Source organism: Magnetococcales bacterium (genome assembly GCA_015231175.1).
Taxonomy (GTDB): domain Bacteria; phylum Pseudomonadota; class Magnetococcia; order Magnetococcales; family DC0425bin3; genus HA3dbin3.
Genome location: JADGBZ010000010.1, coordinates 14842 through 36845, shown reverse-complemented (window position 1 = coordinate 36845; position 22004 = coordinate 14842). Strand labels below are relative to the sequence as shown.

General features: G+C 57.5%; 18 protein-coding genes. 13 read left to right on the top strand and 5 right to left on the bottom strand.

The annotated features are described in order from the left end of the window. The first annotated feature begins 25 nt into the window (after positions 1-25). The 3 genes from HQL63_03895 (at position 26) to HQL63_03885 (ending at position 2042) form a co-directional block, all read left to right on the top strand. Entirely contained in the window at positions 26-595 is a 570-nt protein-coding gene (locus HQL63_03895; protein MBF0175977.1) for a hypothetical protein, read from the top strand. Between the two features lie 146 nt (positions 596-741). Beyond that, positions 742-1041, top strand: a complete 300-nt coding sequence (locus HQL63_03890) for a hypothetical protein (protein MBF0175976.1) — start codon at positions 742-744, stop codon at positions 1039-1041. 122 nt (positions 1042-1163) lie between these two features. Then, complete coding sequence (locus HQL63_03885; protein MBF0175975.1) at positions 1164-2042, top strand: methyltransferase domain-containing protein; 879 nt, start codon at positions 1164-1166, stop codon at positions 2040-2042. Positions 2043-2283: 241 nt separating this feature from the next. On the opposite strand, the gene HQL63_03880 is transcribed toward HQL63_03885, so the two are convergent. Both HQL63_03880 and glnD read right to left on the bottom strand, forming a co-directional pair. Next, positions 2284-3003 (bottom strand): glycosyltransferase family 2 protein, encoded by a 720-nt coding sequence (locus HQL63_03880; GenBank protein MBF0175974.1) that lies wholly within the window; start codon positions 3001-3003, stop codon positions 2284-2286. Further along, a complete protein-coding gene (gene glnD / locus HQL63_03875) occupies positions 3000-5831 on the bottom strand; it encodes a [protein-PII] uridylyltransferase (GenBank protein MBF0175973.1) in 2832 nt (943 codons plus the stop codon). The genes HQL63_03880 and glnD overlap by 4 nt, the downstream gene beginning before the upstream one ends. Before the next feature lie 229 nt (positions 5832-6060). On the opposite strand from glnD, the gene HQL63_03870 reads away from it, so the two are divergent. The 8 genes from HQL63_03870 to HQL63_03835 all read left to right on the top strand — a co-directional run bounded on the left by HQL63_03870 (position 6061) and on the right by HQL63_03835 (position 14577). Continuing rightward, positions 6061-7095, top strand: a complete 1035-nt coding sequence (locus HQL63_03870; GenBank protein ID MBF0175972.1) for a rod shape-determining protein — start codon at positions 6061-6063, stop codon at positions 7093-7095. A 21-nt stretch (positions 7096-7116) separates the two neighbouring features. Beyond that, a complete protein-coding gene (gene mreC / locus HQL63_03865) occupies positions 7117-7983 on the top strand; it encodes a rod shape-determining protein MreC (GenBank protein ID MBF0175971.1) in 867 nt (288 codons plus the stop codon). After that, complete coding sequence (gene mreD / locus HQL63_03860) at positions 7980-8474, top strand: rod shape-determining protein MreD (protein MBF0175970.1); 495 nt, start codon at positions 7980-7982, stop codon at positions 8472-8474. Before mreC ends, mreD begins: the two co-directional genes overlap by 4 nt. After that, positions 8475-10346 (top strand): penicillin-binding protein 2, encoded by a 1872-nt coding sequence (gene mrdA / locus HQL63_03855; GenBank protein ID MBF0175969.1) that lies wholly within the window; start codon positions 8475-8477, stop codon positions 10344-10346. It begins immediately after the preceding gene. A 5-nt stretch (positions 10347-10351) separates the two neighbouring features. Then, complete coding sequence (rodA, locus tag HQL63_03850) at positions 10352-11503, top strand: rod shape-determining protein RodA (protein ID MBF0175968.1); 1152 nt, start codon at positions 10352-10354, stop codon at positions 11501-11503. A gap of 12 nt (positions 11504-11515) precedes the next feature. Continuing rightward, positions 11516-12460: a UDP-3-O-(3-hydroxymyristoyl)glucosamine N-acyltransferase gene (locus HQL63_03845; GenBank protein ID MBF0175967.1), complete on the top strand. Its 945-nt coding sequence runs from the start codon at positions 11516-11518 to the stop codon at positions 12458-12460. Positions 12461-12464: 4 nt separating this feature from the next. Further along, a complete protein-coding gene (locus tag HQL63_03840) occupies positions 12465-13616 on the top strand; it encodes a methyltransferase domain-containing protein (protein MBF0175966.1) in 1152 nt (383 codons plus the stop codon). A gap of 397 nt (positions 13617-14013) precedes the next feature. Continuing rightward, positions 14014-14577 (top strand): nitrogen fixation protein NifQ, encoded by a 564-nt coding sequence (locus HQL63_03835; protein ID MBF0175965.1) that lies wholly within the window; start codon positions 14014-14016, stop codon positions 14575-14577. 73 nt (positions 14578-14650) lie between these two features. On the opposite strand, the gene HQL63_03830 is transcribed toward HQL63_03835, so the two are convergent. Beyond that, a complete protein-coding gene (locus HQL63_03830) occupies positions 14651-15124 on the bottom strand; it encodes a (deoxy)nucleoside triphosphate pyrophosphohydrolase (protein ID MBF0175964.1) in 474 nt (157 codons plus the stop codon). Further along, complete coding sequence (locus HQL63_03825; protein ID MBF0175963.1) at positions 15073-15510, bottom strand: hypothetical protein; 438 nt, start codon at positions 15508-15510, stop codon at positions 15073-15075. Before HQL63_03825 ends, HQL63_03830 begins: the two co-directional genes overlap by 52 nt. 154 nt (positions 15511-15664) lie before the next feature. Here HQL63_03825 and argJ point away from each other — a divergent pair, with 154 nt between their 5' ends. Beyond that, entirely contained in the window at positions 15665-16882 is a 1218-nt protein-coding gene (gene argJ / locus HQL63_03820) for a bifunctional glutamate N-acetyltransferase/amino-acid acetyltransferase ArgJ (GenBank protein ID MBF0175962.1), read from the top strand. A 473-nt stretch (positions 16883-17355) separates the two neighbouring features. Here argJ and HQL63_03815 read toward each other — a convergent pair whose 3' ends face one another. After that, on the bottom strand, positions 17356-18834 hold the full coding sequence (locus tag HQL63_03815) for an efflux transporter outer membrane subunit (protein MBF0175961.1): 1479 nt from the start codon (positions 18832-18834) through the stop codon (positions 17356-17358). A 233-nt stretch (positions 18835-19067) separates the two neighbouring features. On the opposite strand from HQL63_03815, the gene HQL63_03810 reads away from it, so the two are divergent. After that, entirely contained in the window at positions 19068-21944 is a 2877-nt protein-coding gene (locus HQL63_03810) for a response regulator (GenBank protein ID MBF0175960.1), read from the top strand. Positions 21945-22004: the final 60 nt, after the last annotated feature.

Genomic DNA, 22004 nt, shown 5'->3' with positions numbered 1-22004 from the left:
TCGCCATGCGAGGGGAGGTGATGGCATGACGTGCACCGAACCCACCCCCCGTTGGGAGTTCCGTTGGCCCGATCCTGTTGCCATCCAGGTTGCTTCGGAACGGATGCTGCGGGAAATGCTGGCACAGGCTGAGGTCGATGGTGTAGAGTCGACCGGCCTCAATCTGCGCCTGCCGGTCGTGACCCGTATGGAGAGCGCCCCGGACTCTGACGAATTGGCGCGAGCTTTGCTGGTTTCCCCGTGGGGGGTGGAGCGTATCTATTGGCACCCACCCAATCGGCCAACCGATCTATGGATCGTCTCAGCCTACCCTCCAGAGGGTGATGCAGACGGGAAAGTGGCCAAAGGACAGGGGCTTCTGCTGCGGGTGCAAGGTAACTTGAAGCCGGTTTTGGTGGGTCTGGAACCCGAGACAGGCCACTATTTTGTCGAAACCCTCTTGCACTCGGTGCAAGAATTTGACACGATAGAGGAGGCCTTCGCTGCGGCGCGTGCCATGGGTCCATCGCAGCATCCGGGTGCGCGGTCCGTCTCTGATCGCTTGCAGCGTCCGGTCAGTCGTCGTCAAATGTTTGGTTTCTGGTTGGGAAAATAAAAAAACCACCCACCCGCACCGCCCCGGGTTGCATTTTTGGATTGATAATTGTACCGGATCAGTTATATGGTGGGGGGATTTTCGCGGGCAGTCGTACAGTTTCCATAACAGTGAAGTCGGAAAAATACCCATAGAGAGGGAAGAACATGATCAAATCCAAATCTATTCCTGTGATGCTGATGGTGGCAGGGCTGATCGGGGGCATGACGCTCGGTGGTTGCGCCAGCAAACAGCCGGACACCCAGGCCGCAGATCTCAAAAAGGCGGAGCAGGAGCGCATCGCCGCCGAGAAGGCGCGTCAGTCTGCAAAAGAGGATCTGGCCCGCGCCGAAGAGGCCCGCCGCGCTGCTGAGCAGGCCCGTCAGGAAGCCGCTGCCGCTGAAGAGAGAGCGCGCCAGGCCAAAGAGAAAGAGTCTCGCATGTTCAAGCACCGTCTGAAGAAGTAGTCAGACGGAAATTCCAGGGAAAAGCCTTTCAGGCTGTTCCATTCCAGGACGGCGGAGCCGGGTCACCGGTTCCGTTGTCTTGTTTTTGTCTGGTGTCCCGCCAACGTTGGGCCCTATCCCGCATGCCAGAATCCCTGAGCGACAAAAACAGCTCCGTTGCCAAACAGTGGAATTACTCCCGGAATGCGGAAGATCATCCCGCAAGGATTCTCTACCGGGAAAAGCCCATGTCCTTCGCCTGGACAGGGCGGTTGTATGCCAAGCTCTATCGCCAAGTGTTTGCCGACCTGAATGTCCGGCAGGTCTCTTGTCTGGAGATTGGGTGCGGAAGTGGCGACAATCTCTTCCTGCTCTCCGATCTCGGGATCATCGGCCATGCGTTGGGCATCGATATTGCCGATGCCCCATTGGGTCTTGCACGCCAAAAAAAAATAAATGGCGGCTACAAAAATATTGATTTTTTCTGCACGGCGTATGAACATTACCCAACAGATCAACAGGTTGATCTTGTTCTTGCCATGCAGTTTATAAATTATATGGAAGATCTCGGTTATTTTTTTGATAAACTGTCAAAACTGATAAAAAATGGCGGTTATGTTATCCTGTTCGATGGGCAAAGTCCCACAAATGGTGTGGTAACTATGTTAAAACAAAACAATCTTATTAGAGGATTGTTTGGAAAAAAGCCGGTTGTTTCCTATCTTCATTATTGGAATTCAGATTATGTTGTAAGTGTTGCCAGTCGATACGGTTTTCGGTTGCGCCGCGTTTCTTATTATTGCCATTTTTTATGTGGTCTCATTGTTCCAGCCATGTACCGACTTGTTGTGGCAGAGTGGCGCCATGAGACTACAAGATTCCTGGCGAGAAGAGCGTATGTTCTTGCGAGGAGAGTCGTCGAATATAAGAATAATCGGCTTGAACAAAAGAGAGGCGGCAAGTTGTACTTTGTGCTGCTGGAAAAATGTGACCAGAAATGCTGCAGTTCAGCGCCTGTGTGAGAAAAGATTTGACATGAGGTAAACTGTTCAGCACTCTTTCAAGAGAAGATTGGATATGAAAACCCTTGTCAGGGCTTCGCCCCGAACCCCACCAGGACGCTGTCTTAGGCCCTGCCAGGGAGCCAGCCCCCTGGACCCCGATGCGTTGTCGGGTGGTACATGGCCACGTCGCATGCTGAATGGTTACGATATGAGTCACCATGAAAGAGTGCTGAACAGGGACTAACATGAACAGGGATGATCATGGCCGCAGATTGTAGCGCAATATGCAGTAGATGGCCCAAAGTCCATCTTTCCAGGTGATTTTTTTGCCATCGGCGTAAGAACGTCCGTGGTAGCTGATGCCCACCTCGTAGATGCGCACCGCGCTGCCCAGTCTGGCAACCTTGGCCGTAATCTCCGGCTCGAAACCAAAACGATTTTCGGTGATGGGGAGTTGGGCAAGGATTTCACGGCGGAATACCTTGAAACAGGTCTCCATGTCCGTCAGATTCAGGTTGGTGAATACGTTGGAAAGCAGGGTCAGGAAACGGTTGCCCACAGAGTGCCAGAAATAGAGCACCCTGCCGGCCTCGCCGCCTCGGAAACGCGAACCAAACACCACGTCAGCTGCACCATCCAGGATGGGTTGCAGCAAACGGGCATATTCAACCGGATCGTATTCCAGGTCGGCATCCTGCACCAGGACAACGTCCCCTGTTGCAGCCTGAAAACCAGTGCGCAGAGCCGCTCCCTTGCCCTGGTTGCGTTCATGGAAGATCACCCGGATCTCTGCGGGATGTTGCCGGGCCAGTGTTTGCGCCAAAGCCCGGGAGTCATCCCGGGAACCATCGTCCACAATGATGACCTCCCGTTTTAACCCCAGAATATCGGCTGCCAAGACCCGCTCGGTGAGGGAGATCAGGGTCTTGGATTCGTTGTAGCAGGGAATGACGATGGTCAGGGAATGGATGGTCTTCATATCCGGTCGTCACCTTTTTTTTTCTCCCGCCCCCAGGTATCCATGATCTGCTTTAGGCTGAGTGTCAGGGTGCGGATTTTTGTTTCGGTCAGTTTGAAACCAAACATGTCTCGGAGATAAAAGACATCGACGGCCCGCTCGCCGTAGGTGGAAACCTTGGCAGTGCCAATTTGAATCCCCTGGCGTTCCATCTCACGGGTTACGGCATAAAGCAATCCCAGACGATCCAGGGTGTTGATCTCCAGGACCGTGGAGGTATCGGAGAACTCATTGTCCCATTCGACGGTACTGGGCACATCGAAGAGTTCATGCTTGTGCATGGTCAATCTGGAACCGGTCAACAGTTGATCTGGATGTGTCTGCCCGGTCAAGACGGCACGCAGAGTTTTTTCGATACGGGCCAACTTTTCTTCGTTGCGGATGGCTCCCCCTTTGGGCTCCTCCAGAACAAAAATGTCAAACACCATGCCGTCGCGGGTCAGGTTGCCGTTGGCTGCCAGGATGTTGGCGGACTCCGCCGCCAGGGCGCCGGAAATTTCCGCAAAAAGGCCGGCATGGTCCTGGGTTTGTACCAGCAGTGAAGTGGTGTCGGAGTTTGGATTGGGCAAAAAGGCCACGGCCAGCGGCTGGTGAAACTGCTCGACAAGGGCCGTGAAATGGTCTGCAATATCCTCGGCTTCGTTGCCAACAAAGTAGTCTGAATAAAAACGGTCCAGATAGGTGTTGACTGTTGCGGCGCTGTAGCCCGGTGTCAGAATGCCCATGGCGGAATCCCGCTTTTGCTTGGCCTGCCGCGCCAGCTCGTCGGCGGGATAAAGCCCCTTGTTCAAAAACTCAAGCACGAGGTGGTACAGGCGCAACAGGAGGTTCGCCTTCCATTGATTCCAAACCCCGGGACCGACGGCGCGGATATCGGCTACCGTGAGCAGGAGCAACAGGTCCAGATTGGTTTGATTGCCCACCATGCGAGCAAACTGCACGATCGTTTGTGGGTCGTTGATATCGCGGCGGAAGGCCGTGCGGGAGAAGATCAGATGATTTTCCACCAGCCAGGCCACCTGTCGCGTTTCCCACTCCGGCAATCCCAGGCGGGTGCAGACATCCAGGGCGATGACCGCCCCGGCCTTTTCGTGCTGCCCCCCACGTCCCTTGGCGATGTCGTGAAACAAGACGCCCAGATGCAGAACGACCGGGTGGCGGATTTTGCGCATGATCTGGGTGAAGTGGGGTTGATCCTCGACAAGCTTGCCGGACTTGATGTGGCGCAGGTTTTCCACAGCCCGGATGGTGTGTTCATCCACGGTGAAAATGTGGAACAGGTCATGCTGCGACTGGCCGATGATGCGGCCAAATTCAGGCAGATAACGGCCCAACATGCGGCAGAGATTCATCATGCGCAACACCCAGGCAACGGACATGCGCCCGCTCAACATGTTTAAAAAAATCAGGTTGACCTCGGGATTGCGCCGAAAGTCCCGTCCCACCAGGCCCAGATTGCGCGTCACCAGGCGGATTGTCTCCGGATGGATTCCTTTGACGTAGCGCTGCGCCACCTCGAACAGACGCATCAAACGGACAGGATTTTCCTGGAACGCCTCGGCATGGGTCACGGCCACCTTGTCTCCCATCAGAAGGAAGACATCCTCAAGCAACTCCTGTTCGTCCTCATCCGATTGCAGTTGCTCCTCCTGGTATTTTTGCAGAAGAACGTAGGTGAGGTTGCCCACCTGTTTGGCAACCTGGTAATACCGGCGCATGAACTGCTCCACCCCGCGCATGTGGGGCCGATCCCGGTAACCGAACGAGGCGGCGATCTCCAATTGCCACTGGAATGTCAACCGGTCATCCCGGCGCCCGGCTCCGTAGTGCAGGGCGTTGCGGACCCGCAACAAAAACTCGCGGCAGCGTTGGAAGGTCAGGTACTCCTCTTCGGTAATGATCCCTTTGCCGACCAGATCCATGATGCGTTTGACCCGGTAGCGGTATTCCGAGATCCAGAGGAAGGTGTGGATATCCCGCAAGCCGCCCGGATTTTCTTTAATGTTTGGTTCCAGGTAAAACATGGAGTTGCCGAACCGTTCATGGCGCTGCCGTTGTTCGACCAACTTGTCGCGCTGGAACCCTTCCACATCTTCCAGAAGGGTTTTGTCCAGCAGACTGATGCGATAACGTTGAAACAGCCGTTTGTTGCCCGCCAGGAAACGCGATTCCAGAAGGGAGGTGCGGATCTCCGACTCCAGTTTTGCCTGTTCGATGCACTCCTGGATGTTGCGCACCGCATGTCCGACCTCCAGACGAAGATCCCACAGAAAGTAGAGCATCCACTCCACTTGCACATTGAACCGGTCATGCTCCGCCTCTGGCAACAGGAAGAGCAGATCGATGTCGGAGTAGGGGGCCAGTTCTCCACGTCCGTAGCCTCCTGTCGCCACCAGGCAGAATTGTCCCAGGGGCCTGGTGGTTTTTTTTCGCTCCCTGAAGCGCTGCACCAGACGATGCAAAAGAGGTTGCGGCTGGCCTGGCGTTTCTTTGGTGGTCACACCGGTGATCGTTTCCGCGCTGCCTGCCCGGACCAGCAGGAAAAGACGTCGCAACAGGGCATCCATCAGGTAGGCGTGCCCACGCACGATATAGAGTCCCGTGGCCCCCTCCTGGTGGCTCTGACGCAACCGGTCCCGCCCCTGTTGCAAGTGTTGACGAAAGACCTCCAACAAGGCGCTGCGGCTGACAGCCAGGACGGCTGCCGATCCGGCACGATCCAAAATTTCGGAAATTTGACGGTCCAACCCTTCCAGATCGACGATGGTCCGCTTGCGAAATTTTGACACACGCTCACCTTGGGAAAGAGAAAATGATTTCCTTGTTCCAGTTGGGGTTCGCCACCTTGCTGGGGTTATGTCACCATGGTAACGTATCCGGCATCAGGGGGGGTCCACTCGGGAAAGGGGTCTTGGCACATAATGGGAATCCTTTTTGCATGAGTCCGAGCGAAGTACAAGGGCAGGGCGTGAGAAAAAGATTTTCCTGGCACACATGTTCCAACACAAGGGATTTGGCATGTTCAGCAAGTTGATGGGCCTTTTTTCTGTGGACATGGCGATCGATCTGGGCACGGCCAATACCTTGGTCTATGTGCGCGGGAGGGGTGTCGTTTTATCCGAGCCTTCGGTCGTGGCGATTCATGAGAGTTCGCGTGGTGTTCGCAAGGTTTTGGCCGTGGGGACCGAGGCCAAGCGCATGCTGGGTCGTACCCCGGGCAATATTGTCGCCATTCGGCCCATGCGTGACGGGGTCATTGCCGATTTTACCGTCACCGAGGCCATGCTGAAGCATTTTATCACCAAGGTCCACAAGCGTCGTCACTTCAATTCGCCCCGCATCATCATCTGCGTGCCCTATGGCGCCACGCCCGTGGAACGCCGAGCCATTCGTGAATCCGCCGACAGCGCCGGCGCCAGGGAGGTGTACCTGATCGAGGAGCCCATGGCTGCTGCCATTGGCGCCGGCCTGCCGGTCACCGATGCCAGTGGTTCCATGGTCGTCGATATTGGCGGGGGAACGACGGAGGTGGCCATCATCTCTCTGGGTGGTATCGTCTACTCCCGCTCCATACGTGTCGGCGGGGACAAGATGGACGAGGCCATCGTCGCTTTGGTACGCCGCAAATATTCCCTCCTCATCGGTGAAAGTACGGCAGAAACCATCAAGATCAAGATCGGTTCCGCCTTTCCGCTCCCCGATCGCCTGGAGGTGGAGGTCAAAGGCCGTGATCTGGTCCACGGTGTTCCCAAACACCAGATCATCTCCGACCCGGAGATCCTCGAAGCCCTGGGCGAACCCATCAACGCCATCGTCGAAGGGGTGCGCACCGCTTTGGAACGCACACCGCCGGAGTTGGCTGCCGATATCGTTGATCGTGGTATCGTCTTGACCGGTGGCGGCGCCCTCTTGCGTGGACTCGACAAACTTTTGGCCGAAGAGACCGGTCTGCCGGTCATCATAGCCGAAGATCCTCTCTCCTGCGTGGTGATGGGATCGGGACGCGCGTTGGAAGAGTTGGACGCCATGTCCGACCTCCTCATGGATCGATAGCCAACTTCAGGAGCCCAATCGTTGGACTCCTTGTTCAATCTCCTCAGAGAGCATCGCCACACCATTGCTGCCACCATATTTCTTCTGGTGGCCGTGTTTCTCATGCTCTCCGTCCGCACCCACGCCATTGCCTTCCGCACTGTTCAGGAACTGGTGCTAGACCTGGTCGGGCCGGTGCAGCGCGTGGTGCATCTCTCCATCGAAGCGTTGGAGACCTCCAGGGACAGGTTCAGTACCCTGGAGCAGGTTCGCGAAGAGAATGCGTCCCTCAGACTGGATCTGGAGCGCCGCAAGACCAACATGGCCGAGAAAGAGGAACTCCTCAAGGAGAATCGCCGCCTCCGCACCTTGTTGAACATGCGCCTGGATCCGGTCTACATGACGATATCGGGTCGGGTTGTGGGGACATCCTCATCCGCTTTTGCCCGCTCGCTGATTCTGAACGCCGGCAAGAAGGATGGGGTCAGGATCAATACCCCCGTCATTTCCGCCGACGGTCTGGTGGGAAAGATTGTTGAAATCGGCGAATATTACGCTGTGGTCCTTACCTTGCTCGATCTCAATTCGCGCACCCCGGTGCGTATTCAACGCAACCGCATTCCTGGTATCGCCACAGGCGCCAACGATCAACTCATCAACCTGGAGTTCGTCGCCAAGGACGCCGATGTCCAGCTCCAGGATCTGGTCATCACCTCGGGTATCGGCGGTGTCTTCCCCCGCGGTTTGGTTGTGGGCCGGGTGGTGAGCTTCACGCCGCAGGAAGTGGGTCTGTTCCAAAAGGTGACCCTGGCGCCGGCGGTGGATTTTGATCGCCTCGAAGAGGTCTCCCTTCTGCTGAACCCTGAAAACGATCCGCGCCAGCAAATTCCCCCAAGGTCGGAACCGTGATCGGCGCCTTGTTCGCTCCCTGGATCCCGGCGTTGACCCTTCTGCTGGCCACTGCCTTGCAGGAGCTGGCGCTCCCCTGGTCGGGTTGGCAATTTTTTCGTCCCAATCTGGTGCTGATCTGTCTGTTCTATTGGCGTTTGTACCGCCCGGACAGGTGTGGTTCAGGTTTGGCGTTCATCAGTGGCTTGGCCGTAGACTCCCTGACGACCCTGCCTTTGGGACTCTCGGCCATCACCCAAATTTTGGTCATTCTGCTGGTGGGTCGTTTTGGCAACCGCCTGCGCGCCACCGATTTTTTACTCCTGATTCCAGTGCTGGGCGTGATCAGCCTGTTGGAGCAGCTTCTTCAATTGGGTATGATGTCCTTGTTCCAGTACCCCGGTGCATGCTGGTTCCACATGGTTGATCGCTCCCTGGCCACTGCGCTGGCAGCAGCCCCTTTGGTGGCGGTCCTGATCCGGGTCCACCGCCAATGGATGGAGAGTACCTGAATGCTCGAAGACGATCATGAGCTTTTTCGGGTTGATGCCCGCCGTCGCCTTCTGATCATCGGTGGCGTGGGGAGTGTCTGTTTCTCCATTCTGGGGGTGCGCCTTTTCCATCTACAGTTGCTCAAGGGGGGGGAGTATCGTGACCTCGCCGAGAACAACCGCATCAGCCTGCAACCTGTTCCTGCTCCACGTGGGCATATTTTTGATCGCAATGGCGAAATCCTGGTGGAAAACCGGCCCGACTACCGCTTGACCATCATTCCCGAGCTTTCCGGAAACCTGCCCAGGATCCTCAAGAGGCTGAGACGTTACATCGAAATCACCGACAAGGAGATCGAAGGTATCCTGAAGCAGGCGCGCAAACAACGTTCGTTTCTGCCGGTCAAGATCAAATCGCATCTCACCTGGACTGAAGTCAGCCGCATCGAGGTGCGCAACCATCACTTTCCCGGCGCCATCATCCAGATACAATCCCGCAGGCACTACCCTTATGGCAGCCTGGCCTCGCACGCCCTTGGCTATCTGGGGGAGATCAACGAAAGAGACAAACAGGACATTGCCACGACCCAACGTTCGGATGATGGATTCATCTCCGGTTCCAACCGCGATGTACAGGATATCCGCTTTCGTTCTGGAGATCTGGTCGGCAAGACCGGCATTGAACGCAGTTTTGAAACTGTGCTGCGTGGCCGGGAGGGGGTCCGGGAAATGGAAGTCAATGCCCTGGGCCGTCAGGTGCGCGAACTGGGCCACACCTCTCCGGTACCGGGTGAGGATCTTTACCTGACCTTGGACATGGATCTGCAAAGGGATGTGGAAGAGGCCATGGGAGACAAGCTTGGATCCGTCGTTGTCCTGGATCCGCGTTCCGGCGAAGTCCTGGCCATGGTCAGTCGCCCCGCTTATGATCCCAATGCGTTTATCCAGGGTTTTGGTCCGGGTCAATGGCGCTCTCTGATCACCAATCCTGGACGTCCGCTGACCAACAAAGCCATCCAGGGTCAATACCCTCCCGGTTCAACCTTCAAGATGGTCGTGGCTCTGGCCGGCCTGAGCGAAGGCAGGATCTCGCCGCATGACCGGGTTGGTTGCAGTGGCCACGTCGAACGGGAAAAGGTCCGTTTCCATTGCTGGAAAAGAGGTGGACATGGTTCCATGGATATGGTCCAGGCCATCGCCCAATCCTGCGACGTCTATTTTTACAGGTTGGCGGACAAGATTGGCATCGATGCCCTGGAACGGTATGCCCATAAATTCGGTTTTGGTGAGTCTTCCGGTATCCGTCTGGTGGGTGAGCGTTCGGGCATCATGCCCTCCAGGGAGTGGAAACGCATGCATCATCACGCCTCCTGGTATCCCGGCGAGACCCTGATCACCGCTATTGGTCAGGGGTATGTCATGGCGACCCCTTTGCAGTTGGCCAACATGGTGGCCACCATCGCCAACGGTGGTGTTCTTCATCAACCGACCCTGGTGCGTCCGGTCAATCCATTCACTCCGATTGTCCGTCGCCGGATTCGCATCGATTCCCGTCACCTGGCCGTGGTCAGGACTGGTATGGAAGAGGTTGTCAACGGATCTCACGGAACGGCGCGCCAGGCAGCCCCCAAAGGCGTTCGGGCCGCAGGAAAAACCGGCACATCCCAGGTCGTGCGCCAAAAACGGGATGAGAATGGTCGGCCCATCCTCTCAAACGACCCCCGTTTCCAGGACCATGCCCTTTTCGTCTCCTATGCCCCGGTGGAAGCGCCAGAGATGGCCATTGCCGTGGTGATCGAGCACGGGGGTCATGGGGGATCTGCTGCCGCTCCCATCGCCCGGGAGATCATCGAACGTTATTTTGCCCGCAAACGTACCAGCGTGGAGGCGTGAGCTTCATGTCCCGGGCAAATGATAACAAAAATTTTCTCTCCTCCGAAGACGCTGTCGCCCTGCGCCTTCGGGAGCGTCTGGTGCGGTTTCCCTGGGGTTTGATGCTTTTGCTCACCTTGGCGGCCTGTATCGGCTTCATCGTGTTGTTATCCGCTGTCGGTAAGCATAATGTCAACATGTTGATCAGCCAGGTTATTCGTTTCAGTTTCACGTTGATCCTCATGGTGGTTCTGGCCATGGCCAACGAAAAGGTCTACCGGCGTTATGCTTATCTTGTTTACGGTCTGATCCTGTTGATGCTGACAGCCGTGGCGGTTATGGGGGATATTGGCATGGGGGCGCGCCGCTGGCTGGAGATCGGCTTTGTGCGCCTGCAACCCTCGGAAATGATGAAAGCGGCCATCGTGTTGGCCTTGGCCCGCTATTTTCACGATCAATCCGTGGCGAAGCTTCGGCTCCGGGATATCCTGATTCCTCTTGGCATTATCCTGGCGCCCCTGGTCCTGATCGTTCATCAACCCGACCTGGGTACCGCCGTCCTGTTGGCGGTCATCAGCGGTGCTGTCATCTTTGTCGCCGGGCTCTCCTGGAACGCAATCCTGGCCATTTTTATCATCATTCCCGCCTCCACGCCTCTGTTTTGGAACCTGCTCCACGATTACCAGAAACGCCGTATCCTGACTCTCTTCTTCCCGGAGGGCGATCCTTTGGGGGCCGGATACCACATCATCCAGTCCAAGATTGCCGTTGGTTCCGGTGGTTTGACCGGCAAGGGTTTCATGGGGGGCAGCCAAAGTCATCTGGATTTTCTCCCGGAACGCCATACCGACTTCATTTTTTCGGTTCTGGCGGAGGAGTGGGGTTTCATGGGGGCCATGACCCTGATCGTCATCTACGGTCTGATCACTCTGCGGGGCCTGACCATCGCCGCCATGGCCCGGGATCGTTTTGGTCTGCTGTTGGCATCGGGGCTGCTTTCCCTGTTTTTGTTTCAGGTTGTCATCAACATCGGCATGGTCATTGGTCTTTTGCCCGTGGTCGGTATTCCTCTTCCGCTGGTCAGTTATGGTGGCAGCTCGATGATGACCATCATGCTGGCCATGGGGCTTCTGGCACACGTGAGCATCCACTCCAAACAGCACGGTCGCGCCGTGTAGGGAGTTCCCGTGATGAAATTGTCCGACATCGCCAGCGCTCTTGCCTTGCAGCAGCTGGGGCCCGACGTACCCATTACCGGCGTCGCTCCGGTGGAAAGTGCTGGGGCGGGGGATTTGACTTACGTCACCAAAAAAAATCTTCTGGCCCAGACCCAGGCTGCCGCTGCCCTGCTCCTTCCACCTGAGTTGGCCGAAGCGAGTGACAAGCCACGTCTGGTCACCACCCATCCGGCCATGGACCTGGGCCGCACCGGGCGTCTGTTTGGCCTCCCGGAGCTGACTCTCGCCGGCGTTCACCCCAGTGCCGTCATTGACCCGACGGCCACCTTGGGTGCCGATGTCGCTGTTGGCCCCCTGGCTGTCATTGGGCCCCATGTGACCATAGGCGAAGGCAGTGTGATCCATGCCGGCGTCGTCATACACGCACGCTGTAGCGTCGGTGCTCGTTGTGTCATCCACAGCCATGCCGTGATCGGTTCCGACGGCTTTGGGTTTGAGTTTGTCGCCGGTCGCCATGAGCGCATTCCCCATTTTGGCGCCGTCGAGATTGAAGACGATGTGCATATCGGCGCCTCCACTACCATAGACCGGGCGCGGTTTGGCATGACTCGTATCGGCTCCGGTACCCGTATCGACAATCTGGTCCAAATTGCCCACAACGTCCAGATTGGCCGACATGTCATCATCATCTCCCAGGTCGGCATCGCTGGTTCCTGCCAGATTGGCGACGGCGCCGTCCTGGCTGGGCAAGCCGGTCTTGTCCCACACGTCACCATCGGCCCGGGCGCCCGGATCGGTGCCAGCACCGGGGTCGCCACCGATGTTCCCCCCGGAGCCGCCTGGTCGGGTTGGTGGGGTAAGGAGCATCGGAAAAATATGGTTGAAGTCAATTGCTTGCGAATGCTTCCCGAGTTTATGAAACAAGTCAGGAATTTTATGAAAAAGTCGGAGGGTTGACCCCATGACCATGGAATCTCACGTTCACCAACGTTACGCCCAGGGAGCCAGGGAGGTTGTGCCGGCCCTATGCTGTCCTGTCTCCTATGACAGCGCCCTGTTGGCGCTGCTGCCCCGGGAGATCATCGACCGGGATTATGGCTGTGGCGACCCTTCCCGCTACGTACAACCAGGCGATACCGTTCTCGATCTGGGATCGGGTGCGGGAAAGATCTGCTACATCGCCGCTCAGTTGGTGGGGGAGTCGGGCCGGGTTATCGGTATCGACATGAACGATGAGATGCTGGCCCTGGCGCGCAAATATCAACCGGAAATGGCCCATAAACTGGGAAGCGACCGGGTCTCTTTTCGCAAAGGCCGCATTCAGGATTTGGCCCTGGATCTGGAATCCCTGGGCCATTGGCTGGTTGCCCATCCGGTGACCGACCTGGCATCCCTGACCCTGCTCGAACAACATCAACACCGCATGCGTCACCAGGATCCCATGATCCCGGATGCCTCTGTCGATCTTGTCATCTCCAATTGCGTTCTCAACCTTGTGGATGACACCCTGAAGTCCCAGTTGGTAAGGGAGATTGTTCGTGTGCTCAAACCAGGCGGGCGGGTTGCCATCTCCGACATCGTTGCCGATGCCCCGATTCCCCAAACCCTGAAACAAAATCCGGAACTCTGGACCGGCTGCATCTCCGGCGCCTTCACCGAAACGGATTTTGTTCGCGCATTTCGAGAGGCAGGTTTGACCGGCGTCACCATCGACAAATGGGAAACCACCCCCTGGCAGGTCATGGAGGGGATCGAATTTCGTTCCGTCACCCTGACGGCAGTCAAGCATTCCATCACGCAGCAAACCGAAGGGGGGCATGCCATCCTTTATCGCGGTCCCTTTGCCTGTGTCGAAGATGACCTGGGCAACCGTTTCCCGGTGGGGGTGCGCATGGCTGTTTCCCGCGAAGCCCATGCCCGCATGGGTTGTGCGCCTTTTGTGGATCATGTCGTGCGCTTTGCCCCCTTGCGCCCACAACTTCCCACACCCTATCTGGCCCCCCCAGGCGCCGAGCGACCTGCCTCAGCCGGGCGCGGCGGCCAGGTGCAGAGCGTGGGTCAAGGCGAACGGAAGCCGTGTGGACCGGCGGGGGGAGGGGGTAAATGCTGTTGAGGATCCGTGGCTCTTTTTACGGATGGTCCGGTTGCTCCGAAAGGCCGGTGTCGAGGGTGTTTCGTTCATCCAGCTATTGGGACTGAAAAAGATGCTTAACGAATAAGCATCAAGAGGCAATCCATGCAAGGAAAAACAGCAGATGTTTCAGGCCAGAATGGGCTTGCTATGATGCAACATGTTGAAATCAAGTTGAAAGTAATTGTTGGAACGCTTTGTGCTTTACCGTCGGACGTGCGTTACCTGCGCTCTGCGCAACAGTCACCATGGTCACCGGGCTTGTGAGGAGAGGGTTTTGCAAGCCGGCCTCGGAAGTGTGATCGAAGGGCCGTTCCGGGCCTGGGTTTGTCTGGCCCACGCTGCCTTGTTTATCGGGGGGGAGTGAGTCGTGTACAGCATGGTCATCTCTGATCTGTTCTATCTGACACAACCGGCTCTTGGTCTGGGCAGCCCCAACCCGGGGTTTGTCAGCCAGATGTTGGAGAGTCAGCGTCAGGGACGGAGCGCCATGCCCCTGCGTCTGGGGCTTGCCAAAACGGCCTTTGTGCGGATGATTCGTTACTATCGTCTGGAGAAAAAGCCGGCGCCGGGTTGGGATATTCCCCAGCAACACCCCTCCTTCATGCCGGAACGCAATGATCTGCTCCATCTGCTCCATGATCATCGTACCGTACCCCACCACGAGGCTCAGTGGATGGCAACCATCGTTGTCACCGCCTGTTCCGGGTCGGACCATCTGTGGTCGGACCTGGGACTGCGCCATCGGGATGATCTCAGCCGCCTGCTGCTGCACAATTTTCGCACCCTGGCCCAACGCAACACGGGCGATATGAAATGGAAAAAATTTCTTTATCGCCAACTGTGGGAGCAGGAGGGGTTTTCACTTTGCGCAGCGCCTTCCTGCCACGTTTGTCCAGATTGCCCCCCATGTTTCGGTCTCGAACACCCCGTAGCGCAGTGAGTGCGGAACCCTGACGGAGGCTTTCTTGTCCGGGCTTTTCTTGCAGAGGCGCTGAGTAGTGAGGTGTTTGATATCAAGGCTTTTTTTGGCATGATGCCGAACGGATCTCTTCCGCCTTCAATTTTTCCACCAGGGGCCAATCTGCCGGTGGAAAGGGGAGCCGGGCCATCTCTTCGAGATGAAACCAACCCAGATCCGCCACCTCCAGAGGTTGGGGCGTACCAGACCACTGGCGGCAGGAAAAAACCGGCATCAGTAGATGAAAATCGTCGTAGGGGTGGGAGACGAAGGTCCAGGGTTCTGGATCGACGATATCCAGCCCGACCTCTTCGCGGATTTCCCGCACCAATGCCATTTCGGGACTCTCCCCGGGGTGGAGTTTGCCGCCAGGGAACTCCCAACAGGAGCCCATATGGGTTTCGGGACGCCGCCGGGTGAGCAGAATCCGTCCACCCGCACCCCGCAACAAGGCTGCACAGACCAGCAATAAGGGTTTCAAAGCAATTTTTTCCACCAGGGTGCCTTGGTTGGAGCGTCTGTGGCACATACCGAACCATCCGACCAGCCCGGAACCGGTTCAGGGGGGACGCGGGTCAACACCCACCAGGGACGAATGCCTCCGCCACCTCCACACCCACAACCGGCGCGGCGCGGATGATACACCTTGATCAGCCAGGGATCTTCCTGGCTTTGCACATAGATCATGGTGCTCCAGACGCCGCGCTCTTCCCGTAGAATCTCTGCCACCAAAGCAGCCAGATGTTGACTGGCCATCTGGCCATCCACGGTTGACGTGGGTAAATCTGCGCCAGGTTCAAAGAGATACCAACCATTCAATCGTTCCACGGCAGCATTGAGCAACTCAACGTCAGCCAGTCGGATCATGCCATCGAACCGGTCGGACAAACGCTGGGAAAAAGATGGAGAAAGCATGGTTTCTTGCACTCCTGGTGGTATCTGGTCCAGATCCACACGGTGGGGCTTCCCTTGTGTTGGGAAACCGGCTATGAAGTGGCCTCGTCTGACGAATCGGGTGGTCTTTCACCACTCCTCTCAATCATACTCCCGGAAGGAGGTTCTGTCTCCCATGGCCGTTGGTTCTCCCCCTCCGATCGATATTCCACCGGTACCCGGATTTCGTCTGGCAGCCACAGCCTGCGGCTTGAAGGCGACCGGTCGCCCGGATCTTCTCCTGGTCCATATGCACCCGGGCACGGCTGTTGCCGGAGTTTTTACGCGCAATCAGGTGGTGGCCGCTCCGGTGCAGATTTGTCGTCAGCGGCTTGTGGGAGGACGTGCCGACGCCCTGATCGTCAATGCGGGCAACGCCAATGCCGGCACGGGGCCCCAGGGGGTGCAAAACGCTCTGGAGGTGTCCCGATCCGTTGCCCGGGAGTTGTCTGTACCTGAGGCGTGCATTTTCATCTCCTCCACAGGGGTGATCGGCCAGCCTCTACCCGTGGAGAAAATCCGCGCCGCCATTCCTTCCCTGGCGGCCAACCTGCGCGATGATGCCTGGAGCGATGCGGCGGTGGCCATCACCACCACGGACACCTTCCCCAAGGCGCGGCATCGTCGTTGCACCCTGGATGGGCGTCCTGTGCTGCTGGCCGGTATCGCCAAGGGGGCGGGCATGATTCATCCGGACATGGCCACCCTGCTCGCTTATGTTTTTACCGATGCTGCCATCACGCCGATGGCCTGGCAACGTTTGCTGGAGCGTGCCGTTTCAGCCAGTTTCAACAGCATCACCGTGGATGGGGACACCTCGACCAACGACACGTTGCTGGGTTTCGCCTCCGGCCTGGCCGGCAACGATCTCCTGACCGATCCGGATTCTCCCCGCGCCGCACCCCTGGTCACCGCCCTGAACGATTTGTGTCAGGAGTTGGCCCACCTGATCGTTCGGGATGGGGAGGGGGCGACCAAATTCATCACCATCACCGTCGCCGGAGCCAAAAGCGAGGCCGACGCCCGCCAGATTGGCAAGGTGGTGGCCCACAGTCAATTGGTCAAAACGGCTTTTTTTGGTCAGGATCCCAACTGGGGTCGCATTCTGGCCGCTGTGGGACGGGCGGGCATTCCCATCAATGTCGATGCTGTAGACATCCACCTCGGGGATGTGCAGATCGTCCAGAAAGGGGGATTGGATCCCACCTATACCGAAGCTCGGGGCGCCCAGGTCATGTCGGCCCCCGAGATTGCCGTCCACATCCATCTGCACGCCGGATCGGCAGCGGCCACGACCTGGACCTGTGATCTCTCCCATGACTATGTCACCATCAATGCGGATTATCGCACCTGAAACGATGACATGAGGAGAAGGGGCGCGCCCTACCCAAAAAACGCATGAAAGACTGGGATGGAGGTCCAGGAGGAAGGGCTGCGCCCTTCCTCCTGGTGGGGTTCGGGGCAAAGCCCCGACAAAAAAACGTTTAAAAGACTGGGATGGAGGTCCAGGAGGAAGGGCTGCGCCCTTCCTCCTGGCGGGGTTTGGGGCAGCGCCCCAAAAAAAGCCAGCGGAAAGTACGGACCATTATCTTTTACGATTATTTTCGCAAAATCTGCAATGTGTTCGCATCTTGGGCCTTTTTTGCCAACAGCGCAAAAAAGGCCTGGGAGAAGGGGGGCGTACAAAAACAAAACGGGGCGCTGCCCTGGACCCCGCAAGGGCGCTGCCCTTGACCCGCCAGGGAGCCAGCCCCCTGGACCTCAATTCCAAAAAGCGATCATGGCCTCGGGTATGCCCATTCCAAATGTGATTGCCCTGAATTACAGTTACGGTTGTTCTTGCCAAAGGCCTCCCAGGGCTTTGATCAGTGTCACGATGGCTGTATAGCGACGACCGCGCATCGTCAACGCAGCCCGCTCGCTGGTCAAGGTGGCTGTTTGGGTTGTCACCATGGCCGGATAGCCGACAACGCCTGCCCGATATTGGTTCTCGGTCAGGGTTTGCGCCTGCCGGGCGGCCTGAACCGCTTTGGTCTGGGCCACGCTCTGTTCGTTCAGCGACCGCAGTGCCGCCAGATTGTCCTCCACCTCCTGCACAGCGTTCAGAACGCTTTGGCGATAGTGGGCCACCGCCTGATCGTAGGCTGCCAGGGCTTGGCGATGCTGGGTTTGCCGCAGGCCACCGTCGAAAAGGGTGGCCGCCAGGGTTGGCCCCAGGGACCAGACGTGCGCCGGGGCGTCAAACCAGGACGACCAACCGTTTCCCTGGTAACCTCCGGACATGTTCAAGGAGAAGGTGGGGAAAAAGGCTGCCGCCGCCACCCCAACCTGGGCGTTGGCCACCGCCACTCGCCGTTCGGCAGCGGCCACATCCGGGCGGCGCTCCAGCAACTCTGCGGGCAGAGTTGGAGGGATGTCCGGCAACTCCTGCGTCAACGTGGCCGGTTCCAGAGAAAAGTTGGTCGGGACATGGCCGGTCAACTGGGCCAACAGATGTTCCAGTTGGGTGCGTTGCAGGTCGGTATCCAGGGCCTGGGCCTGGGTGCTGCGCAACAGGCTCTCTGCCTGGGCCACATCGCTGGTCGTGGCCACTCCGGCGGCGTGCTGATGCTGGGTCAGGACCAGGGATTTTTCATAAGCTGCCAGGGTTTCACGATAGAGGCGTTGCTGCTCTTCGGCGACACGCAACAAAAAATAGTTCTGGGCCATCTGGGTTTGGAGACTCAGGCGTGCCCCTTCCAAGTCGTCCATGCCAGCCTGGATGCTGGCCTCGCCCCCTTCGACAAGGCGGTTGACCCGCCCCCACAGATCCAGTTCCCAACTGGCATTCAGGCCCAGATGGGGGGTTGTGCCGGTACTTTTGGCGTTGGATGCCTTGCTTCGTGTCACCCCCAGGTTGCTGGTGAGCGTTGGAAACAGGGATGCCCCCGCCGCCTCGGCCTGGGCCACAGCCACCCGGTATTGCGCTTCGGCGGCCCTGAGGCTTTGGTTGTTGAGGGCCAGGCGATCTTCCAGGCGATCGAGCACGGCATCGTTAAAAATTTTCCACCAGGGACTGCGGGCCAGTAGTTCCCGGGGTTGGGCCACCTTCCAGCCAGGCCCTTCCTTGAAGGTGGCGGGTAGTTCGACGTTCGGAACCTGATAATCCGGGCCATGGGCGCAGCCCGTGGGCAGAACCGCCAGGAACAAAAACCAGTAACCATTCGCCACCCGGCCACGAATGGGGGTCCAGGGGACTGGCTCCCTGGCAGGTCCAAAACAGCGTCCTGGTGGGGTTCGGGGCGAAGCCCTGACAAAGGCTTTCATATCCAGGCTTTTCATATCCGCTTTTCAAATCCAGGCTTTTTTTGAAAGGGTGCCGGAGGTGTGCCCATCGCACAGGCGATGGCCCTGGTCAGGAGTTCGATTTCCCATGCACCTGGTAGATGCGGGTTGATATACTGGAGAAGCGGAAACGTTGAGTTGGCAGTATGTACCCATCGTCGAGTTGCACGACCTGTGGATGATGGATGATCAAATTGTGACTTGCGAGGGATTTCATGATCACACTTGGGGAGTGGCTGCCGTCATCCGCCGATTTCATGCCGCATGGGTTTTGTTTCAGCTGGAGCCCGGGATTGCTTTGGCTGCACGTCCTGTCTGACGGCATCATAGCTTTCTCCTATTATGCCATCTCCTTCATTCTGTATTTTCTTCTGAGAAAAAGAAACATTCCTTTCAGCTGGCTTTTTGTCCTGTTCGCTCTTTTCATCATGGCGTGTGGCACGACGCACTGGATGGAAATATGGACCATTTGGCGGCCTGACTATTGGCTGTCGGGTGTCATCAAGGCATTAACGGCCATTGTCTCGGCGGTGGCCCTTGTCGGCCTGATTCCCCTCATGCCCAGAATCCTGCACATGCCCGGACTGGAAAAGACCCTGGCGGAGTTGGAAAAGGCCAACCTCGCCTTGGAGGAGGGCCGCAGGAATCTTGAGAAAAAAATCCTTGATCGGACACGCGAACTGCAAGACAACGTCCTCCTTTCAGAAACGATCATGCGGAGTCTGCCCGGTTTGTTCTACATGTTCGACCAGCAGGGGAGACTGGTTCGGTACAACGAAAATTTTGAACATGTATCCGGATACCGGAGTGATGAACTGACCGGCATGTCGGCAGTTGCCTTCATCGCTCCCCGGGAGCGAGAGTTGGTTTCATCCAGAGTCCAGGATGTGTTTACCCAAGGGCAAAGCGTTGTCGAGGCCCATTTCCTGACCAAAAATGGCCGGGAAATTCCGTATTACTTTACAGGGTTGCGTTTTGAGTTGGACGGGGTTCCCCATTTATTGGGGTCGGCCATCGACATGACCGACCGGAAACGCCTGGAAGCTGACCTGCGGCAAGCCAAAGAGGTGGCCGAGTCCGCCACGCAGGCCAAAAGTCTCTTCTTGGCCAACATGAGCCATGAGATTCGTACCCCCATGAACACCATCGTCGGCATGGGGTATCTGCTCTCCCAGACCCATCTCAATCCCAGCCAGCAGGAGCAGATGCGAAAGATCCAGTTTGCAGCCAACAACCTGTTGGGGATCATCAACGATATTCTGGATTTTTCCAAAATTGAGGCGGGAAAATTTGTGTTGGAATACCTTCCCTTTCAGCTCGAAGAGGTTATGGAAAAGCTGGCCGGCATGCTTGCGCCCCGTGCCGAAGAGAAAGGTTTGGAGATCCTCTTTGCCCAACATGTTGATCTGCCTCAGACTTTATTTGGCGACAGCCTGCGGTTGGAGCAGATCCTGCTCAATCTGGGGACGAACGCGATCAAGTTTACCCACCAGGGCGAGATTGTTTTCCGCACTGAAATTGTTGACAGGTCCGAGGATAGTGTACGCTTGCAGTTTTTGGTCGAGGATCACGGCATTGGCATGAGTGCGGAGCAGCTGGCCGGGCTGTTCAAACCTTTTGCCCAAGCCGACGCTTCCACCACCCGCAACTATGGCGGCACCGGTCTGGGATTGACCATCTGTAAAAATCTTGTGGAGATGATGGGTGGTACCATCGGTGTCACCAGTACTCCCGGTGTGGGGAGCGTCTTCAGTTTTTCCATTCCCTTTGCGATTGAGAAACCTCTCCTGTCGCCGCCCCCCCCTTCCCTGGGACAATTGGCTTCTCTGCGGGTGCTTGTGGTCGACGACAGCGATGCCGCCCGCCAGATTTTCAACGGGATGCTGAAAGCTTTTTCTTTTGAGAGCATCTCGGTCTGCTCGGGTTTCGAGGCGGTTCGTGAACTGGAACGTGTCGCTCTTGCCCATGAACGCCCCTACGACGTGATCCTGCTGGATTGGCGCATGCCGGAGATGGATGGCCTGGAGACAGCCCGGCGCATCAGGAGTGATCCCGCTTTTGTCCAATCCTCCCGCATCGTCATGGTAACGGCATTTGGTCAGGGAAAGGTGATGCAGGAGGCGCAGAGTGTGGGCGTCGCTGGATTTTTACTCAAGCCGGTCACCCCATCCGTTCTGCTCAACACCATCCTCGATCTTTTTGGTGGGACACACTCTGCTGCATCGTATGGGGTGGTTCGTGGTCGGCAGGAGATCGCCTCCCAAAGCGCCCAGCTCCAGCGAACCAGGCAGCTTGATATTTTGCGGGGAGCGAGAGTTCTGGTCGTTGAGGATCACGAGGTCAATTGGCAGGTGGCTGAGGGTATTCTTGGCAAAGCCGGCGTGGTGGTTGAACGTGCGATCCATGGCCTGGAGGCTGTCGAACGCCTGCGCAGGCAGCCTGATGCCTATGATTGTCTGCTGATGGATTTGCAAATGCCGGTCATGGATGGCTACGAGGCTACCCGTGTGTTACGCAGGCAATTTTCGTCGACCCGGTTGCCCATCATTGCCATGACGGCCAATGCGTTGCAAAGCGAGAAGGAGCAGTGTCTGGCCCTGGGCATGAACGACTATTTGACCAAGCCGATCAACGTCAAGACGCTGTTTTTTGTTCTTGCCACGGTTCTGGAACCTGTGTTGGCCGACCGCCCCCCTCCGTTCCCTTCGCCCGCTCCCGAGGCGGATCAGATTTTGGTTCAACTCCGAAAGGTGGGTGGCATCGACCTGGATGATGCCATGGATCGCCTGCAGGGTGATGTCACGCTGCTGCTGCGCGTCCTGCACACGTTCACGGACCGATACGCCACTGCCGGCAGCACGTTGCTCACATTGCTGGAGGCCGGGAAGGTGCAGGAGTTCAAAACCTTGTTGCATGCCGTCAAGGGGATCGCGGGAAACATATCTGCTGTCGGGATCGCCAGGCAGGCTGCCGACATGGGCGCCATGGAGGTCCGGGACGGCGATGCCATCCGGCAGGCCGTGGAGTCTCTGCGCCGGGATTTGGAGGCGCTGGTGGTCGAGATCAGACGGTCGGGGGTTGTTGACGTGTAGCGTTCCAGGGGGCGAGCCCCCTGGGTGCCGATTCGTTGCCGGGTGGTGAATCGTTACTGC

What these genes read in the sequence shown, in the direction of transcription:
- HQL63_03815 (MBF0175961.1), bottom strand. Translation starts at nt 18,834, where the DNA reads ATGAAAGCCTTTGTCAGGGCTTCGCCCCGAACCCCACCAGGACGCTGT.
- HQL63_03830 (MBF0175964.1), bottom strand. Translation starts at nt 15,124, where the DNA reads ATGTGCCACAGACGCTCCAACCAAGGCACCCTGGTGGAAAAAATTGCT.
- HQL63_03845 (MBF0175967.1), top strand. Translation starts at nt 11,516, where the DNA reads ATGAAATTGTCCGACATCGCCAGCGCTCTTGCCTTGCAGCAGCTGGGG.
- HQL63_03810 (MBF0175960.1), top strand. Translation starts at nt 19,068, where the DNA reads ATGATCACACTTGGGGAGTGGCTGCCGTCATCCGCCGATTTCATGCCG.
- HQL63_03895 (MBF0175977.1), top strand. Translation starts at nt 26, where the DNA reads ATGACGTGCACCGAACCCACCCCCCGTTGGGAGTTCCGTTGGCCCGAT.
- HQL63_03835 (MBF0175965.1), top strand. Translation starts at nt 14,014, where the DNA reads ATGGTCATCTCTGATCTGTTCTATCTGACACAACCGGCTCTTGGTCTG.
- HQL63_03840 (MBF0175966.1), top strand. Translation starts at nt 12,465, where the DNA reads ATGACCATGGAATCTCACGTTCACCAACGTTACGCCCAGGGAGCCAGG.
- HQL63_03870 (MBF0175972.1), top strand. Translation starts at nt 6,061, where the DNA reads ATGTTCAGCAAGTTGATGGGCCTTTTTTCTGTGGACATGGCGATCGAT.
- argJ (MBF0175962.1), top strand. Translation starts at nt 15,665, where the DNA reads ATGGCCGTTGGTTCTCCCCCTCCGATCGATATTCCACCGGTACCCGGA.
- HQL63_03880 (MBF0175974.1), bottom strand. Translation starts at nt 3,003, where the DNA reads ATGAAGACCATCCATTCCCTGACCATCGTCATTCCCTGCTACAACGAA.
- HQL63_03825 (MBF0175963.1), bottom strand. Translation starts at nt 15,510, where the DNA reads ATGCTTTCTCCATCTTTTTCCCAGCGTTTGTCCGACCGGTTCGATGGC.
- HQL63_03890 (MBF0175976.1), top strand. Translation starts at nt 742, where the DNA reads ATGATCAAATCCAAATCTATTCCTGTGATGCTGATGGTGGCAGGGCTG.
- rodA (MBF0175968.1), top strand. Translation starts at nt 10,352, where the DNA reads ATGTCCCGGGCAAATGATAACAAAAATTTTCTCTCCTCCGAAGACGCT.
- HQL63_03885 (MBF0175975.1), top strand. Translation starts at nt 1,164, where the DNA reads ATGCCAGAATCCCTGAGCGACAAAAACAGCTCCGTTGCCAAACAGTGG.
- mrdA (MBF0175969.1), top strand. Translation starts at nt 8,475, where the DNA reads ATGCTCGAAGACGATCATGAGCTTTTTCGGGTTGATGCCCGCCGTCGC.